The organism is Amycolatopsis sp. cmx-4-54 (assembly GCF_046548895.1).
Classification (GTDB): Bacteria; Actinomycetota; Actinomycetes; order Mycobacteriales; family Pseudonocardiaceae; genus Amycolatopsis.
On record NZ_JAEBEJ010000011.1, the window covers coordinates 53,249 to 70,730 of the forward strand.

13 protein-coding genes are annotated in these 17,482 nt (G+C 68.4%); 8 read left to right on the plus strand and 5 right to left on the minus strand.

Annotated elements, in window-relative coordinates:
- The first annotated feature begins 109 nt into the window (after positions 1-109).
- The 6 genes from ACLJQ7_RS31270 to ACLJQ7_RS31295 all read left to right on the plus strand — a co-directional run bounded on the left by ACLJQ7_RS31270 (position 110) and on the right by ACLJQ7_RS31295 (position 6,565).
- On the plus strand, positions 110-2,095 hold the full coding sequence (locus ACLJQ7_RS31270; RefSeq protein WP_410651746.1) for an acetyl/propionyl/methylcrotonyl-CoA carboxylase subunit alpha: 1,986 nt from the start codon (positions 110-112) through the stop codon (positions 2,093-2,095).
- Positions 2,092-3,246: an acyl-CoA dehydrogenase family protein gene (locus ACLJQ7_RS31275; protein ID WP_410651747.1), complete on the plus strand. Its 1,155-nt coding sequence runs from the start codon at positions 2,092-2,094 to the stop codon at positions 3,244-3,246. The genes ACLJQ7_RS31270 and ACLJQ7_RS31275 overlap by 4 nt, the downstream gene beginning before the upstream one ends.
- Positions 3,247-3,320: 74 nt before the next feature.
- A complete protein-coding gene (locus tag ACLJQ7_RS31280) occupies positions 3,321-3,926 on the plus strand; it encodes a type I methionyl aminopeptidase (protein WP_410651748.1) in 606 nt (201 codons plus the stop codon).
- Between the two features lie 9 nt (positions 3,927-3,935).
- The gene (locus ACLJQ7_RS31285) at positions 3,936-4,442 is read left to right on the plus strand and encodes a GNAT family N-acetyltransferase (protein ID WP_410651749.1); all 507 of its coding nucleotides are present in this window, start codon (positions 3,936-3,938) and stop codon (positions 4,440-4,442) included.
- Between the two features lie 86 nt (positions 4,443-4,528).
- Positions 4,529-5,392: an SDR family oxidoreductase gene (locus tag ACLJQ7_RS31290; RefSeq protein ID WP_410651750.1), complete on the plus strand. Its 864-nt coding sequence runs from the start codon at positions 4,529-4,531 to the stop codon at positions 5,390-5,392.
- A 117-nt stretch (positions 5,393-5,509) separates the two neighbouring features.
- Positions 5,510-6,565: an alpha/beta fold hydrolase gene (locus ACLJQ7_RS31295; RefSeq protein WP_410651751.1), complete on the plus strand. Its 1,056-nt coding sequence runs from the start codon at positions 5,510-5,512 to the stop codon at positions 6,563-6,565.
- Positions 6,566-6,604: 39 nt separating this feature from the next.
- Here ACLJQ7_RS31295 and ACLJQ7_RS31300 read toward each other — a convergent pair whose 3' ends face one another.
- The 4 genes from ACLJQ7_RS31300 to ACLJQ7_RS31315 all read right to left on the minus strand — a co-directional run bounded on the left by ACLJQ7_RS31300 (position 6,605) and on the right by ACLJQ7_RS31315 (position 11,686).
- A complete protein-coding gene (locus ACLJQ7_RS31300) occupies positions 6,605-7,813 on the minus strand; it encodes an acyl-CoA dehydrogenase family protein (protein ID WP_410651752.1) in 1,209 nt (402 codons plus the stop codon).
- Positions 7,814-7,830: 17 nt separating this feature from the next.
- The gene (locus ACLJQ7_RS31305; RefSeq protein ID WP_410652013.1) at positions 7,831-9,126 is read right to left on the minus strand and encodes an acyl-CoA dehydrogenase family protein; all 1,296 of its coding nucleotides are present in this window, start codon (positions 9,124-9,126) and stop codon (positions 7,831-7,833) included.
- A gap of 110 nt (positions 9,127-9,236) precedes the next feature.
- Positions 9,237-10,460 carry a low temperature requirement protein A gene (locus ACLJQ7_RS31310; RefSeq protein ID WP_410651753.1) on the minus strand — a complete coding sequence of 408 codons (1,224 nt, stop codon included), beginning with the start codon at positions 10,458-10,460 and terminating at the stop codon, positions 9,237-9,239.
- Between the two features lie 38 nt (positions 10,461-10,498).
- Positions 10,499-11,686, minus strand: a complete 1,188-nt coding sequence (locus tag ACLJQ7_RS31315) for a TetR/AcrR family transcriptional regulator (protein WP_410651754.1) — start codon at positions 11,684-11,686, stop codon at positions 10,499-10,501.
- Positions 11,687-11,831: 145 nt separating this feature from the next.
- Here ACLJQ7_RS31315 and ACLJQ7_RS31320 point away from each other — a divergent pair, with 145 nt between their 5' ends.
- Positions 11,832-13,043 (plus strand): acetyl-CoA C-acetyltransferase, encoded by a 1,212-nt coding sequence (locus ACLJQ7_RS31320; RefSeq protein ID WP_410651755.1) that lies wholly within the window; start codon positions 11,832-11,834, stop codon positions 13,041-13,043.
- Between the two features lie 10 nt (positions 13,044-13,053).
- A complete protein-coding gene (locus ACLJQ7_RS31325) occupies positions 13,054-15,252 on the plus strand; it encodes a 3-hydroxyacyl-CoA dehydrogenase NAD-binding domain-containing protein (protein WP_410651756.1) in 2,199 nt (732 codons plus the stop codon).
- A gap of 68 nt (positions 15,253-15,320) precedes the next feature.
- On the opposite strand, the gene ACLJQ7_RS31330 is transcribed toward ACLJQ7_RS31325, so the two are convergent.
- Positions 15,321-17,423, minus strand: coding sequence for an MMPL family transporter (locus tag ACLJQ7_RS31330; RefSeq protein ID WP_410651757.1), 2,103 nt, complete (start codon positions 17,421-17,423; stop codon positions 15,321-15,323).
- Between the last annotated feature and the right edge of the window lie 59 nt (positions 17,424-17,482).

Below are 17,482 nucleotides of genomic sequence, written 5' to 3' on the forward strand. Positions count from 1 at the left end.
GAACGTGGAGGCGGGCCGCCCTGGACACACGACTCGAGTTCGACTTACCAACGAGCGGCCTGGCTACGCGTTCGCGATCGCGCGCCGCCGGAAGACACAGGATGTGAGCATGTTCGACACGGTTCTGGTCGCCAACCGCGGGGAGATCGCGGTCCGCGTGATCCGCTCGCTGCAGGGGCTCGGCATCCGTTCGGTCGCGGTGTACAGCGACGCGGACGCCGACGCCCGGCACGTCCGCGAGGCGCACACCGCCGTCCGTATCGGCCCGGCCGAAGCGGCGAAAAGCTATCTGTCCATCCCGGCGATCGTCCAGGCGGCGCTCGACACGGGAGCGCAGGCGGTCCATCCCGGTTACGGCTTCCTCGCGGAGAACGCGGAATTCGCGCGTGCCTGCGCCGACGCCGGTCTGGTCTTCATCGGCCCGCCGGTCGAGGCCATCGACGCCATGGGCGACAAGATCCGCGCCAAGGCGACGGTGTCCGAGGCCGGTGTCCCGGTCGTGCCCGGCGCGTCCGATGTGGACATTCCCGAAGGCGGTTTCGCGGCCGCCGCGGAGAGGGTCGGGTTCCCGTTGCTGCTCAAGCCGTCCGCCGGTGGTGGCGGAAAGGGTATGCGGCTGGTCACCGAACTGTCCGAATTGGACGCGGCGGTCGAGTCCGCGCGCCGTGAGGCCAAGGGTTCGTTCGGCGACGACACCCTGCTCATGGAGCGGTTCGTCACCACGCCGCGCCATATCGAGATCCAGGTGCTCGCCGACACCCACGGCAACGTGATCCACCTCGGCGAGCGCGAGTGCAGCCTGCAACGGCGGCACCAGAAGATCATCGAAGAAGCGCCGTCCGTGCTCCTCGACGAAGCGACGCGCGCGAAGATGGGCGCGTCCGCGGTCGAGGCCGCGCGCTCGGTGGGTTACGTCGGCGCGGGGACGGTCGAGTTCATCGTGTCGGCCACCGCGCCCGACCAGTTCTTCTTCATGGAGATGAACACCCGGCTGCAGGTCGAGCATCCGGTGACCGAGCTGGTGACCGGGCTGGATCTCGTGGAGTGGCAGGTCAAGATCGCCGCTGGCGACGTGCTCACCGTGGCGCAGCACGACGTCCGGCTGGACGGCCACGCCGTCGAAGCCCGCGTCTACGCCGAAGACCCCGCTCGCGGCTTCATCCCGACGGGTGGCACCGTGCTCGCGGTCCATGAGCCGTCCGGCGAGGGCGTACGCGTCGACTCGTGGATGAGCGAGGGCGCGGTCATCGGCTCGAACTACGACCCGATGCTGGCCAAGGTCATCGCCTGGGGCCCGGACCGCGCGGCCGCGTTGCACCGGCTCGATCTGGCGCTCGCGGACACCGCGCTGCTCGGCGTCGGCACCAACGTCGCCTTCCTGCGCGGGCTCCTCGCCGACGGCGACGTCCGTGGCGGCAAGCTCGACACCGGCCTCGTCGACCGGCGACTGTCCACTTTGGTCTCCGAGGAGGTGCCTCCGGAGTTCTTCGTGGCGGCAGCGCTGGACAGGCTGCTTTCCCTTCAACCACAGGGCTCCGTCGTCGATCCGTGGGACGTGCCGGACGGCTGGCGGCTCGGCGGTTCCGGCGGGATCGACTTCGCGTTGAAGTCCGGAAGTTCCGAAGTCGTCGTACGGGTGCAGGGCACTCCGGCGAACGCGCTCGTGAGTGTCGACGACGCCGAGCCGGTCCGGGTTTCCGCGCGACGCGACGGCGATCTGCTGGAAGTCCGGCATCCCACCGGTTTCCACCGCTACCGGCACGCGGCCGGGAGCGGGCGGACGGTATGGCTCTCGCGGGACGGCCACAGCTTCGCGATCGGCGAGCGCGAAAGGCTGCGTTCGGCGGCCGGTGCCGCGGGTGGCGCCGGACCGGTCACCAGTCCGATGCCCGGAACCGTGCTGGTGGTCAAGGCCGCCGCCGGTGCCGTGGTGAGCGCCGGGACGCCGCTCGTGGTCGTCGAGGCGATGAAGATGGAGCACACGATCACCGCGCCGATCGACGGCGTGGTCAGCGAACTCCCCGTCCGGGCGGGCCAACAGGTCGCGCTGGACGAGACGGTAGCCGTCGTGACACCCCAAAAGGATGAGCAATGATCGACTTTCGGCTGGATGACGAATACGAGGCGCTGCGCAAGACGGTCGAGGAATTCGCGCGCTCCGAGGTCGCCCCGGTCATCGGCGACCTCTACGAGCGGGAGGAATTCCCGTACGAGATCGTCGCGAAGATGGCAGAGATGGGCCTGTTCGGCCTGCCCTTCCCCGAGGAATACGGCGGCATGGGCGGTGACTACTTCGCGCTCTGCCTGACGCTGGAGGAACTGGCGCGCGTCGATTCCTCGGTCGCGATCACCGTCGAGGCCGGTGTTTCCCTGGGCGCCATGCCGATCCACCGGTTCGGCACCGAGGAGCAGAAGCAGAAGTGGCTCCCGGAGCTGTGCGCCGGCACCGCGCTCGGCGCCTTCGGGCTCACCGAACCCGGTGGCGGCTCGGACGCCGGCGCCACCCGCACGCGCGCGAAACTCGACGGCGACACCTGGGTGATCAACGGCAGCAAGTCGTTCATCACCAACTCCGGCACCGACATCACGAAACTGGTCACGGTCACCGCCGTCACCGACGTGAAGGAGAACGGGCGCAAGGAGATCTCGGCGATCATCGTCCCGTCCGGCACCCCCGGCTTCGCCGTCGCGCCGAAGTACTCCAAGGTCGGCTGGAACTGCTCGGACACGCACGAGCTCTCCTTCGACGACGTCCGTGTCCCGGCCGAGAACCTGGTCGGCGAACGCGGCCGCGGATACGCCCAGTTCCTGTCCATTTTGGACGAGGGCCGGGTCGCGATCGCCGCGCTGAGCGTCGGGCTCGCGCAGGGTTGCGTCGACGAATGCCTGCGGTACGTCAAGGAACGCGAGGCGTTCGGCCACAAGATCGGCGAATACCAGGCGATCCAGTTCAAGATCGCCGACATGGAGGTGCGCACGCACACCGCGCGGCTGGCCTACTACGCGGCGGCGTCGAAGATGCTGCGCGGCGAGCCGTTCAAGAAGGAGGCGTCGATCGCGAAGCTCGTCGCGTCGAACGCCGCCATGGACAACGCGCGCGACGCGACGCAGATCTTCGGCGGGTACGGCTTCATGAACGAGTTCCCGGTGAGCCGCTTCTACCGGGACGCGAAGATCCTGGAGATCGGTGAAGGGACCTCGGAGGTGCAGCGGATGCTGATCGCGCGGCATCTCGGCGTCGTCTGACCCGTAACTCGCGTGATTGAGGCCGTACCGGCTCTGATCACGCGAGTTACGGCTCTGATCACGCGTGTTACGACTTGACGCACGCGATCGGCGTGAGCCTGGAAGAGCTGGACGAGATCGCCGCGCAGGTGATCAGGGACGACGGCGCGAAACCGTCGTTCCTCCACTATCGGCCGCACCGCCTGCGTGACGGTGACCTGGTCAGCATCGACGCCGGCGCCTACATCGACGGCTGGCACGGCGACGCGGCGATCAGTTACGTCGTCGGCGAGGCCGATCCCGCCGACCTCGAACTCATCGCGACCAACGAACGCGCGCTGGCCGCCGGAATCGCCGCCGCGCAGGCGGGAAACCAGATGGGCGACATCTCCCACGCCATCGGCACTGTCGGGCGCGAAGCGGGCTACGGCCTCCTCGCTCACCACGGCGGTCACGGGATCGGCCGCCGCATGCACGAGGATCCGCATCTGCCGAACGAGGGCAAGCCGGGGCGCGGCATGCGGCTCAAGCCGGGGCTCGTGCTGGCGATCGAGCCGATGTTCATCGCCGACGGCCGCGACGGCTACCGCATCGACGACGACGGCTGGACGCTGCGCGCCGTCCGCGGTGCCAGGGCCGCGCACGTCGAGCACACCGTCGCGATCACCAAAGAAGGTCCGCGTGTCCTCACGATGTTGTAGAACGGAAGGATGAGCGACTTCATCATCCGCCCGGGTGGTTCTGGGGACTTCCAAACGTTGCTGGACATGTTCGACGAGGTCGTCGCGTGGCTGGCCTCGCGCGGCAGCGAGGGGCAGTGGGGGAGCGAGCCGTGGTCCACGATCCCGAAACGGGTCGAGCGGGTCCGCGGGATGGCCGATGGGCCGGGGCTGTACATCGCCGAGATCGACGGCCAGGCGGCCGGGGCGATCATCCTCGGTGACCGTTTCCCGCATGTCTCGCCGGTCGACGAGCCGGAGATCTACATCGGCCTGCTGCTGACCTCGCGCCGGTTCACGGGTCATCGGGTCGGCGCGCGGCTCGTCGAGTTCGCGTTGGCCGAGGCGCGGGAACGCGGCATCGGCCTGGTGCGCGTCGATTGCTGGGCCGGTGGCGACGGCGACCTGCAGCGCTACTACGAGAGCCAGGGCTTCAAGCCGACGGAACGCTTCGACGTCAAGGGCTGGATCGGGCAGGTGTTCGAGCAACGGCCGTAGGACTGGCGCCTTCACGGCTTCCGGTGCACCATAGTTGGCGCAACGCCAACAGTGCCCTGGACAGTGAAGTCGCAGAGGAGCCCAGCATGGCCAAACGTGAACGTTCCCTGGCAGGCAAGGTCGTCGTGATCACCGGAGCGGCGCAGGGCATCGGGGCCAGCACCGCGACGGCGCTGTCCCGGCTCGGCGCCAAGGTGGTCATCGGCGACCTCGACCAGGTCCTCGCCGAGAAGACCGCCGCCGAACTGGGCGCGGAGGCGCTGCCGCTCGACGTCACCGACACGCGCGGCTTCACCGAGTTCCTCGACGAGGTCGAACGGCGCGTCGGTCCGATCGACGTGCTGATCAACAACGCGGGCATCATGCCGCTCGCACCACTCGACGAAGAGGACGACGCGGCGACCCGCAGGCTGCTCGAGATCAACCTGCACGCGGTCATCCACGGCACCAGGGAAGCCGTGAAGCGGATGCGCCCGCGTGGCACCGGCCACATCGTCAACATCGCCTCGATGGCGGGAAAGGCCGGATTCCCCGGCGCCGCCACCTACTGCGCCACGAAACACGCCGTCGTCGGCCTGTCGGAATCGGTGCATCTGGAATTGCACGGGACGGGAGTACTCGTGTCCTGCGTGATGCCCGCGGTGGTGCGCACGGAACTGGCCAGCGGGCTCGGCGAGGCGAAGTTCTTCAAGTCGGTGCAGCCGGAAGATGTGGCGCAGGCCATTGTCGATGCGTTGCGCCGTCCCAAGTTCGACGTCTTCGTTCCCACGTCGCTGGACGCCATGGGCAGGATCACACGGCTGCTTCCGCGCCGCCTCGGTGAAGGTCTGCTTCGTGCGCTCGGCGGTGACAAGATTCTGTCCTCCGCAACGCATTCCAGTGCTCGGGCGGAGTACGAATCGCGGGCCGCGCGGAGTGCCCCGGCGGTGGAAAACGGCACCGATTCTTAACTCGTCCGGCCTAGCCACTGTCCGAAATGGACGGCCTGTGGTGACCGGGGTGTTGAGTAGTGCGCTCCCAGGCGGCAAGATTACGTCTTACCGCGTTGATTCCCCAGGAGGCACACCATGGCCACACCCCCGGCACGGCTCGCCGCCGCCGCGTCGAACGTCGTCGGGAAGGTGCTGCACGGTGGTGTCGCCGATCTTCGCCCGGTGCCGCGCGTCCTGATCGACCAGGGCCCGAACCGTTCGCTCTACCGGCTGACGAACGGCAAGGGCCCGCAGGCGGGGCCGCCGGTGCTGCTGGTGCCGCCGCTGGCCGCGCCCGCACTGTGCTTCGACCTGCGCCGCGGGTGCAGCCTCGCCGAGCATCTGGTCGAGGGCGGCCGCAACACCTACCTCGTCGACTACGGGAACGTCGCCTTCTCGGACCGGCGCCTCGGCATCGAGCACTGGATCGAGGAGGTGCTCCCGCGCGCGATCCGCAAGGTCAGCGAGGATTCCGGCGGCCAGGGCGTGCACGTCGTCGCCTGGTGCCTCGGCGGGATCTTCTCGCTGCTGACCACCGCCGACCAGCCCGATCTGCCGATCGAATCGATCGCGACCATCGCGTCGCCGTTCGATTTCACCGCGATCCCGCTGATCGCCCCGTTCCGCCCGCTGGTGGACCTCACCGGCGGCCACCTGCTGACCCCGTTCTACCGGGTGCTCGGCGGCGCACCGTCCTATTTGGTCAGCCGCGTCTTCCGGGTGACCGGGATCAGCAAGGAGATCACCAAACCCCTTGCCATCCTGAAGAATCTCGACGACCGGGACTACCTGGCGCAGATCGAGGCCGTCGATCACTTCATGGACAACATGATCGCCTACCCCGGTCGGACGTTCGGCCAGATCTACCACCGGTTCTTCCGCGCCAACGATCTCGCCGAGGGGACGGTCGATCTCAACGGCCGCATCATCGCGCTGTCCGGGGTCAAGGTGCCGACGCTGGTCATCGCCGGGCAGAACGACACGATCGCCCCGCGCGCGGCCGTCGAACGGCTCACCGAGCTGCTGGACAACGCGCCGTCGGTGACCTTCGAGACCGCGCCCGGCGGCCACCTCGGCGTCCTCACCGGCCGGAAGGCGCGCGGGACCACGTGGCGCTACCTCGACCGTTTCCTGGACGAGCAGGCTTCGTGAGTGGCTAGGACGGTCAGAACCGTCCTAGCCACTCACGGCTTACTTGAGCTCGGCGCTCGTCTTGCCCAGGATCCGGCGCGCCACGATCAGCTGCTGGATCTGTTGCGTGCCTTCGAAGATGTCCAGGATCTTCGCGTCCCGGCTCCACTTCTCCAGCAGCGATTCCTCGGTGTAGCCCAAGGTTCCGGCCAGCTCGACGCATTTCAGCGTGATCTCGACGACCGACCGGCCCGCCTTCGCCTTGGCCATCGAGGCCTGCAGCGAGTTCGGCTTGCGGTTGTCGGCCATCCACGCCGATTCCATGGTCAGCAGGTACGCCGCTTCGTAGTCCGCCTCCAGTTGCAGGAACGTCGCGGCCGCGGCGTGCTGGCTGTGGACGGGCTTGTCGTAGTCGATGGTCACGCGTGCGTCGGTGAGGATCTTCCGGGTCTCTTCGAGCGCCGCGCGGGCGACACCGATGGCCATGGCGGCGACGAGCGGACGGGTGTTGTCGAAGGTCTGCATGACCCCGGCGAAACCCTTGGCGGTGTCGATCTCCGGCGTGCCGAGGAGGTTCTCCTTGGGCACGCGGACGTTCTCGAATCGCAGCACGGCGGTGTCGGAGGCGCGGATGCCGAGCTTGTGCTCGACGCGCACCACCTCGAAGCCGGGCGTGCCCTTCTCGACGACGAACGACTTGATCGCCGCGCGACCCTTCGTCTTGTCCAGGGTGGCCCAGACGACGACGGCGTCGGCGCGCTCGCCGGCGGTCACGAAGATCTTCTCGCCGTTGATCACGTACTCGTCACCATCGAGCCGCGCGGTCGCGGTGATCGCGGCGGAGTCCGAGCCGCAGTCGGGTTCGGTGATCGCCATCGCGGCCCACAGCCCGGAGAACTTCTTGAGCTGTTCGTCCGTGGCGACCGAGCCGATGGCGGCGTTGCCGAGCCCCTGACGCGGCATCGACAACAGCAGGCCGACGTCGCCCCAGCACATCTCGATCGTGCCGAGCACGATGTTGAGGTTGGAACCGTTGCGGTTGCCCGGTTTCTCGTTCTTCTCGGACCGGCGGACCCCCGCCGCGCCCGCGCCGCCCTCGCCGGAGGAGTTCAGCCCGTCCAGCAGCGCGGCGAACATGTCGAGTTCGGCCGGGTAGGTGTGCTCGGCGCGGTCGTACTTGCGCGAGATCGGCCGGAACACCTCGGCCGCGGCCTGGTACGCCTGGTTGATCAGGGTGCCGGCCTTCTTCGGAACCTCAAGGTTGATCATGATTGCCTTTCAAAGTCCTAGAGGAGGACGGCGCCTTCCATCACGCCGATCGCACGAAGGTCGCGGTACCAGCGTTCGACGGGGTGTTCCTTGACGAACCCGTGCCCGCCGAGCAGCTGCACCCCGGCACTGCCGATCTGCATTCCCTTGTCGGCGGCCAGTTTCCGGGCCAGCGCGACCTCGCGGGCGTACGGCTTGCCCTGTTCGGCGCGGGAAGCGGCCCGGAGCGTGACCAGCCGCAGCCCTTCCAGCTCGATCGCGATGTCGGCCACCGAGAACGCGACGGCCTGCCGGTGGCTCACCGGTTCGCCGAACGCCTTGCGCTCGTTGACATACGGCACCACGTAGTCGAGAACGGCCTTCGCGGTTCCGGCGGCCAGCGCGGCCCAGCCGAGGCGAGAGAGCCGGACGACTTCGGTGAAGACCTCGGCCTTGCCGCCGCCGAGCAGCGCTCCGGCCGGAAGGGCGACCTTCTCCAGGTGCAGCTTCCCGGTCGCCGCGCCCCGCAGGCCCATCGCCGGTTCGGACTCGATGGTGACACCGGAGTTCGACGACTCGACGAGGAACAGCGCCGTGCCGCGTCCTTCGAGGTCGGCCGACACGATGAACAGCTCGGCGTCGGCGGCCCTGGGGACCAGCGACTTCACGCCGTCGAGCTGGTAGCCCTTCGGCGTGCGGCGGGCCTTGGTCGCGGGCTTGAACGGGTCGAACAGCGCGGTGCGCTCCTGCAGCGCGAGCGCCGCGGCCGGGACGTTCTCGCCGACGAACGCGGGCAGGTAGTCCGCCTGCTGCTGCTCGTCGCCGTAGGACACCAGCGCGGTGCTGACCGCGGACGGCGCGAGCACCGCGACCGCCAGGCCGAGGTCGCCGTGCGCGAGCGCCTCGGCGACCAGCGCGTTCGTGACGACCGACCGTTCGGTGCCGACCCCGCCCAGCTCCTCCGGGATGCCGACGAGCGTGATGCCGAGTTCGGCGGCACGGCTCAACAGGCCCCCGGGCGCCTGAAGCTTCGCGTCGGCATCGGCCGCGGCGGGCCGCAGCTGTTCGGCCGCGAACTCCGTCACGGTCTCGACGATGAGCTGCTGGTCCTCACTCGGGGTGAGGTCGAACAGTCCCGTGTCCTCCGCCGGCGCGAGCCGCGCGGGCTTGCCGAGCTTCTGGGCGGACTTGAAGGTCCGTCCCGCCGCGCCCGCGACCCGGAAGCCGTTGCGCGTCCCGGCGCTGACCAGGTTCTGCACGGGCTTCCGAAGTCCGGCCCGTTCAATGACCTTGCTCCCGGCCAGCCGGGTGAGCGCGGACAGGCCAAGGCCCATCACGTCTCGTTTCCTAGGCGCACCCACGGTGAGTCTCCCTGCCTCGCTTACCTACTCGTGAGTAGGTTAACGCTCCTGGGATCGATGCGCCACCACGGGGGAGGCGAACGTCACGCTCGTGAGTGATTCGGGTCGTTCTCACTGTGCAAAACACTCACGACTTTGCGTCGCTCGAAGGTCACCAATCCCACCGCCGCCACCGCCACGACGCCGACCAGCACGATCGCCGGCACCAGCTCCAGAAGCGGAGTCGCCGCCAGCAGGACCACCGCGAGCACCAGCCGCTGGATGTTCCACGAGCCCAGGTTCCGCCGCCGCAGCCCGCTCAACGCGATGAGGTACAGCGCGAGCCCGCCGGTCAGCGCCCAGATCGGTGTCCCGTGAAGGCCGTCGGCGAGGCTGTGGTGCTCGGTGTCGGACACGTACAGCAGCGACTTCTTCAGCCCCAGCGCCACGAGCACGATCCCGGCGATGAGCGGGAGATGCAGGAAGGTGTACGAATCGGTCCCGATCCGCACCCGCTCCACGCCTTCCGCGCGCTTCAGGTTGCGTTCGGAGACGTGCGCGACGACGGCGAAGTACATCCACCACATCGCCGAAGCGAGCGCGAGCCCGAAGACGGCGGCCAGCGTGATCGGCCAGGACATCGGATACGAGCTGATCCCGATGCCGATCGCCACGATCGACTCGCCGAGCGCGATGATCACGATCAGCCCGAACCGCTCGGCGAAGTGACCGGGCTGGTGCAGCCGCCAGTCCGAGGACCGGGTCCGGAAGACGTTGACGTAGTCGGCCAGCATCGCGACGGCCCAGATGCCGAGCTGCACCCAGCCGGAGAAGAACGCGGCGACGCCCAGCAGCGCGACGCTCGGCAGCAGGCCGACGAACATCGTCAAGACGGTTTTACGCAGCTCGGGGTCGGTTCGCGCGGCGCCGAAGTACGCGGTCAGGTGCAGCAGGCGGACGAGGAAGTAGCAGCCGACGAACATCAGCGGCGCGTACAGGCCGCCGGGCAGGTCGGTGAACGCCTCCGGGATGGTCAGCGAGACCAGGAACATCGTCCCCATCGCGGCGAACATCGCCAGCTGGGCGATGCCCCGGTCGACGTGCAGGGTGTTGGCGAGCCAGGCGTAGGCACACCAGCACCACCACAGCACGGCGATCATCACCACGCCCTGCCCGATGCCGAGCGGGGTGAGGTGATCGGCCATCAGCTGCGTGGTCTGGGTGATGGCGTAGACGAAGACCAGATCGAAGAAGAGCTCCAGCGTGGTGACCTTGTGGTCTTCTTCCCGGGTCACCAGACGCAGGCCGCGTTTCGTGGGCACGCGCATATCGTGCCCGTCACGCCTTTGCGGGACACGGGAGTTTGCTAAGAGCTGACTTTCAGGACGGCGTGCGTCAGCGCGGTCAGCTCGGCCTCGAAGTTCGGGCGGCCGTTGACGCGCCGGGTGCGCGCGAGGTCGTTCGCGATGGTCAGCGCCGCGTGCACGGTGATCTTCACTTCGCGCAGGCTCAGTTCCCGGCGGACTTCCGACACCAGCGCGATCCAGCGCGCGACGTAGTCCCGCTGGACGCGGATCAGGTCCGCCTTGTCGCGTTCCGGCAGTTCCATGGGGCTGCCGGAGAACGAGACCAGCAGTTCGGGCGTGTGCAGCAAGGTGTGCACATAGGACGCCGCCAGCCTGCGCAGCGCGTCGCGTTCGTCGTCGGTCCGCAACGCGCGTTCCGCGGCGAGTGCCAGCCGGTCGGCCGCTCGATGCCCGATCGCCACCATCAGCGCGGCCTTGCTGGGGAAGTGCCGGTACACGCTCGGCCCGGCGATCCCGGCGGCCGCGCCGATCTCCTCCATGCTCACCGCGCGGAAGCCGCGTTGCCCGAACAGCTCGGTCGCGGCGGCGAGGATCTGCTCGCGGCGGGACGGCTCGCCGAGTGCGAGCGACGGCGTCTCGTCCGGTTGCTCCGCGGGTTCGGGAAGTGTGACATGCAGCACCGACTCCGCCAGTCGCACCAGGATCTGCGCGAAGCGTTTTTTCGCCACGGACGTGTGATGCACGGAGACGCTGCCGAAGACGCTCAGCCCCGCCCAGCACAGCAGCTCGGCGTCGTCGGCGGTCAGTTCCGGACGCAACGCGCGCAGCGCCTTGGACCACGCTTCGAGCACCGCGCCGGACCGGCGGCGGATCTCGCGCCGTTCCTCCCGGGGCAGATGCCTGCCCTCCCAGCGCCACAGCGCGGCGACCTCGCGCCGCTCCACCGCCTGCGCGGCGAGGGTGCCCAAGAGCGCGTTGACCTGGGCGGGAACGGGGAGACCGTCGGCGAGCGTCTCGGTGGTGGCCGCCTCCATGTCGTCGATGCCGGACAGCACGACGTAGGACAGCACCGCCTGCTTGTCCGCGAAATGCCGGTAGAGCGCCGGGCCGGTGATCCCGGCAGCGGCGGCGATGTCGTTGATGCCGACGCCGTGGAACCCGCGGGCGCGAAACAGCTCCGCGGCGAGGCCTGCCAGCTGGGCCTTGCGGTCGCGCGGTCGGGCTGAACGCTCGGTCGGGTGATCCATAGGTGAACCCACGATAGCGCCGGTTGCGTGCATCGCAACCCATTGACACCATGGGGTTATCGCGGTTTATGTTAATCGGCATTAGCATGGCTACTGGCCGGTACGTTTCATCCTGTTACAGCGCCGTACGCGGAGGAGTTTTTCTGTGAGTAGCGAGGCCTACATCTACGAGGCGATCCGTACGCCTCGCGGCAAGAACAAGGGCGGTGCCCTCCATGGCACCAAGCCGGTCGATCTCGTGGTCGGCCTCATCGAGGAACTGAAGGTCCGGCACCCGAACCTCGACCCCGCCGTGATCGACGACATCGTCCTCGGCGTGGTGTCCCCGGTCGGTGAGCAGGGCGCCGTGATCGCGCGCACCGCCGCGCTGAACGCGGGTCTTCCCGAATCGGTCGCCGGTGTCCAGCTGAACCGCTTCTGCGCCTCCGGCCTCGAAGCCACCAACACCGCCGCGCAGAAGGTGCGCTCCGGCTGGGACCAGCTGATCATCGCCGGCGGCGTCGAGTCGATGTCGCGTGTGCCGATGGGTTCCGACGGCGGCGCGCTGTTCATGGACCCGGCCACCGCGTACGACAACTACATCGTCCCGCAGGGCACCGGCGCCGACCTGATCGCGACCATCGAGGGCTTCTCCCGCGAGGACGTCGACGCGTGGGCCGTGCGTTCGCAGGAAAGGGCCGAAGCGGCTTGGTCCGGCGGCTACTTCGCGAAGTCCGTCGTCCCGGTGAAGGACATCAACGGCGTCACGATCCTCGACCACGACGAGCACCGTCGCCCCGGCAGCACCGTCGAAGGTCTCGGCAAGCTCAAGCCCGCCTTCGCCGGCATCGGTGAGCTGGGCGGCTTCGACGCCGTCGCGCTCCAGAAATACCACTCGGTCGAGAAGATCAACCACGTCCACACCGGCGGCAACTCGTCCGGCATCGTCGACGGCGCCGCGGTGGTGCTGGTCGGCAACGAGCAGATCGGCAAGGACTTCGGCCTGACCCCGCGCGCCCGCATCGTGGCGACCGCGACCGTCGGCTCCGAGCCCACGATCATGCTCACCGGCCCGACCCCGGCCACCGAGAAGGTCCTCAAGATCGCCGGTCTCACCCCGGACGACATCGACCTGTGGGAGCTGAACGAAGCCTTCGCCTCGGTCGTCCTCAAGTGGATCAAGGACCTGCACCTCGACGAGGAGAAGGTCAACGTCAACGGCGGCGCCATCGCGATGGGGCATCCGCTGGGCGCCACCGGCGCGATGCTGGTCGGCACCGTCGTCGACGAGCTGGAGCGTCGTCAGGCGCGCCGCGCCCTGGTCACCCTGTGCATCGGCGGCGGCATGGGCGTCGCGACCATCATCGAGCGGGTCTGAGGAAGAGACAATGACTGAAGCGAAGACCATCCGCTGGGAGCAGGACGCCGACGGCATCGTCGTGCTCACCCTGGACGACCCGAAGCAGTCCGCCAACACGATGAACGCCGACTTCCGCGAGTCGCTCGGCGTGGTCGTCGACCGGCTGGAGGCGGAGAAGGACAGCATCACGGGTGTCGTCCTCACCTCGGCCAAGAAGACCTTCTTCGCCGGTGGCGACCTCAACGACCTGATCCAGGCCAAGCCGGAGCACGCCGCCGAGATCACCCAGAGCAGCGGCCTGATGAAGGGGCAGATGCGCCGGCTCGAGCAGCTGGGCAAGCCGGTCGTGGCCGCCATCAACGGCGCCGCGCTCGGCGGCGGCCTCGAACTCGCGCTCGCGACGCACCACCGCATCGCGGCCGACGTCAAGGGCAGCCAGATCGGCCTCCCCGAGGTCACCCTCGGCCTGCTCCCCGGCGGCGGTGGCGTGGTCCGCACCGTGCGCCTGCTGGGCATCCAGAGCGCCCTGCTGAACGTGCTGCTGCAGGGCCAGCGGCACCGGCCCGCCAAGGCGAAGGAACTCGGCCTGGTGCACGAGCTCGTCGGCACCGTCGAGGAGCTGGTCCCGGCCGCGAAGGCGTGGATCAAGGCCAACCCCGAAGGCGGCGTGCAGCCGTGGGACGTCAAGGGCTACAAGATCCCGGGCGGCACCCCGTCGAACCCGAGCTTCGCGGCGAACCTGCCCGCGTTCCCGGCGAACCTGCGCAAGCAGATCAAGGGCGCGAACATGCCGGCCCCGCGGGCGATCCTGGCCGCGGCCATCGAGGGTTCGCAGGTCGACTTCGACACCGCGATCACCGTCGAGACCCGCTACTTCATCAGCCTCGCCACCGGCCAGGTCTCGAAGAACATGACGAAGGCGTTCTTCTTCGACCTGCAGAGCATCAACTCCGGCGGTTCGCGGCCGGAGGGTTTCGAGAAGTACACCGCCAAGAAGGTCGGCGTCGTCGGCGCGGGCATGATGGGCGCCGCGATCGCGTACGTCTCGGCGAAGGCCGGCATCGACGTCGTGCTCAAGGACGTCACCCTCGAAGGCGCCGAAAAGGGCAAGGGCTACGCGGTCAAGCTGGAGGAGAAGGCACTCTCCCGCGGCAAGACCACGCAGGAGAAGTCCGACGCGCTGCTCGCCAAGATCAAGCCGACCGACAAGGCGGAGGACTTCGCCGGCGTCGACTTCGTGATCGAGGCCGTCTTCGAGAGCGTCGAGCTGAAGCACAAGGTGTTCCAGGAGATCGAGGGCTACGTCAACCCCGACGCCGTGCTCGGTTCCAACACCTCGACCCTGCCGATCACCGCGCTCGCCGAAGGTGTCCAGCGGAGCGAGGACTTCATCGGGATCCACTTCTTCTCGCCGGTGGACAAGATGCCGCTGGTCGAGATCATCTGCGGTGAGAAGACCTCGCCCGCCACACTGGCGAAGGTCTTCGACTACACGCTGCAGATCAAGAAGACCCCGATCGTCGTCAACGACAGCCGCGGCTTCTTCACCTCGCGCGTCATCGGCACGTTCCTCAACGAGGCCGTCGCCGCGCTGGGCGAGGGTGTCGAGCCGGCGTCGATCGAGCAGGCCGGTGCGCAGGCCGGGTACCCGGCCCCGCCGCTGCAGCTGATGGACGAGCTGACCCTGACGCTGCCGCGCAAGATCCGCAAGGAGACCCGCGAAGCGATCGAGGCCGCCGGCGGCACCTGGAACGCGCACGCGTCCGAGGGTGTCATCGACCGGATGGTGGAGGAATTCGACCGCAAGGGCCGTTCCACCGGTTCGGGTTTCTACGACTACGACGAAGCGGGCAAGCGGACCGGTCTCTGGCCGGGCCTGCGCGACGCGTTCACAGTGCCTCGCGGGACACCCGCACCCGGGCTTGGCACCGCCGAGGTTCCGTTCGAGGACCTCAAGGAGCGCATGCTGTTCGCCGAGGCGCTCGAGACCGTGAAGTGCTTCGACGAGGGCGTGCTCACCACCGTCGCCGACGCCAACATCGGTTCGATCTTCGGTATCGGTTTCCCGGCGTGGACCGGTGGTGTCATCCAGTACATCAACCAGTACGAGGGTGGCCTGCAGGGCTTCGTCGACCGGGCTCGTGAGCTGGCGGAGCGCTACGGCGACCACTTCACCCCGCCCGCGTCGCTGGTCGAGAAGGCCGCGAAGGGCGAGATCTACGAATAAGCGCGTGACATGAAAGGCCCCTTCATTGCAAAATTTCGCAATGAAGGGGCCTTTCATGTCGTTCGGGGCTAGCGAGCCGACGGTTCCAGCGCCACGTGCGGCAACCGCCGGTCCAGCCATCGCGGCAGCCACCAGGCGCGCTCCCCGAGCAACCGCATCACCGCGGGCACCACGAGACAGCGGATCACGAACGCGTCCACCAGCACCGCCACCGCCAGCCCGAGACCGAACTGCGCCAGCATCCGGTCGGGATTGAGCAGGAACGCCCCGAACACCAGGATCATGATCAGCGCCGCGGCCGTGATCACCCCGCCGGTGGAAGCGAGTCCTTCGCGGACGGCGTGGCGCGCGTCGCCGGTGCGCCGCCATTCCTCGTGCATCCGGGACACCAGGAACACCTCGTAGTCCATGGAAAGCCCGAACACGATCGCGAAGATCAGCACCGGCACGAACGCTTCGATCGGGCCAGGCTGCGCTCCGAACAGGCCGTCGCCGAACACCGCCGTCATCACGCCGAGCGCGGCGCCGATGCTCAGCAGGTTCAGCAAGGCCGCCTTGAGCGGGATCAGGATCGAGCGGAACACGACCATCAGCAGCAACGCCGAGAGTCCGACGACCACCAGCACGAACAGCGGCAACCGGTTACCCACCGCGTCCGCGAAGTCCACCGCCGCCGCGACGCTCCCGCCGACCAGGTACTTGCCCGGCAGGGTCGGCAACACCTCGGTCCGCAACCGTTCCACCAGCTCGGCGGTCGCCTCGTCCTGCGGTGAAGAAGTGGGGAAGGCGAGCACCGTCGTGACGCCCTGCCCCATCGGCGGTGTCACCTCGGCGATCCCCGGTGTGGTTTCGAGTTTCCGTCGCAGCGCGGCACCATCGCCGTTCTCGGTGACCACGATCAGCGGCTCGCCGAACCCGGGACCGAAACCCTCCGCCATCAGGTCGTAGGCCTGCCGGGTGGTCGACGGCTCCGGATCCGTGCCCGCGTCGGCGAACCCGAGGCGCATGCCGAGCGCGGGCAGGGAAAGGCCGACGAGGACGAGCAGCCCGATCGCGAGCGGCACCATCGGCCGTCGCTGGACCGCGTCCCCGAGCTGGCCCCACGCCTTGCCGTGTTCCCGTTTCGAGGCATGCTTGCGGATGCCTTTTTCCAAGCGGCGGCCGAAAAGGGAGAGCAGGGCCGGCAGCAGGGTGATCGAGGCGAGCATCGTCACGAGCACGGTCAGGGCCACCGCGAGGGCGACCCCGCGCAGCGAACCGAGACCGAGGGCGAGCAGGCCGAGCAGCGCGATGATCACCGTGCCGCCCGCGAACAGCACCGAGCGGCCCGCGGTGTCCAGTGCCCGCCGCGCCGCCTGCTCGCGGTCGAGACCGGCCAGGATTTCGCCGCGATAGCGGGAAAAGATGAGCAGCGCGTAGTCGACGCCGACGCCGAACCCGACCAGCATCATCAGCGGCGTCGTGTAGCTCGCGATGTCGACGAACCTGCTGACGAGCACGATCACGCCGAGGGTGCTGCCGACGGCGAAGATCGCCGTGATCACGGGGAGCCCCGCGGCGAGGATTGAGCGGAACAGGAACACGAGGATCACGAGCGCGGCCAGCAACCCGACGCCTTCCGACGGACCACCGCCCCCGCCGGTCCGCTTGATCGGGTCGCCGCCGAGTTCGACCTGGAGCCCGGCCGATTCCGCCTTCTTCGCGGTGTCGACGACGCGCACGATGTCGTCGTACGGCAGATCTTTCGACTCGAGGTCGAAGGCGACCGCGGCGTAGCCGATCGTGCCCTCACGCGAGATGGCCGTGGGGCTGTCGAAGGGGCTCGTCACCGCCTTCACGTGTGGCTGGTTCCGGACTTCGGCGAGCATCCGGTCGATCGGTCCGCGTGCGGTCGCGAGCCCGCTTTCGGTCTTGAAGACGATCTCGGCCGTCGCGCCGGCCTGCGCCGGAGCCTGTGCCTTGAACAGGTCCATGATCTGCTGGGATTCGGTGCCCGGCAGGGAATGGTCGTCGTGATACGCACTGTCCGCCAGCTGTGAGCCCAGCGTGACACCGACGAGGGTGAGCAGCCAGAGCGAAACGGCGAGCCAGCGATGACGCTGAGACCAGCCCGCCAGCTTCGAGAGCGCGCCCCCAGGCGGCTGTCTCGGGGAAAGAGTGATGGTGTCCATGGCGGAAAAGCATCGGCTTTCCCGGCCCGCATATCGTCGGGCTCCGGCGGGCACTCCGG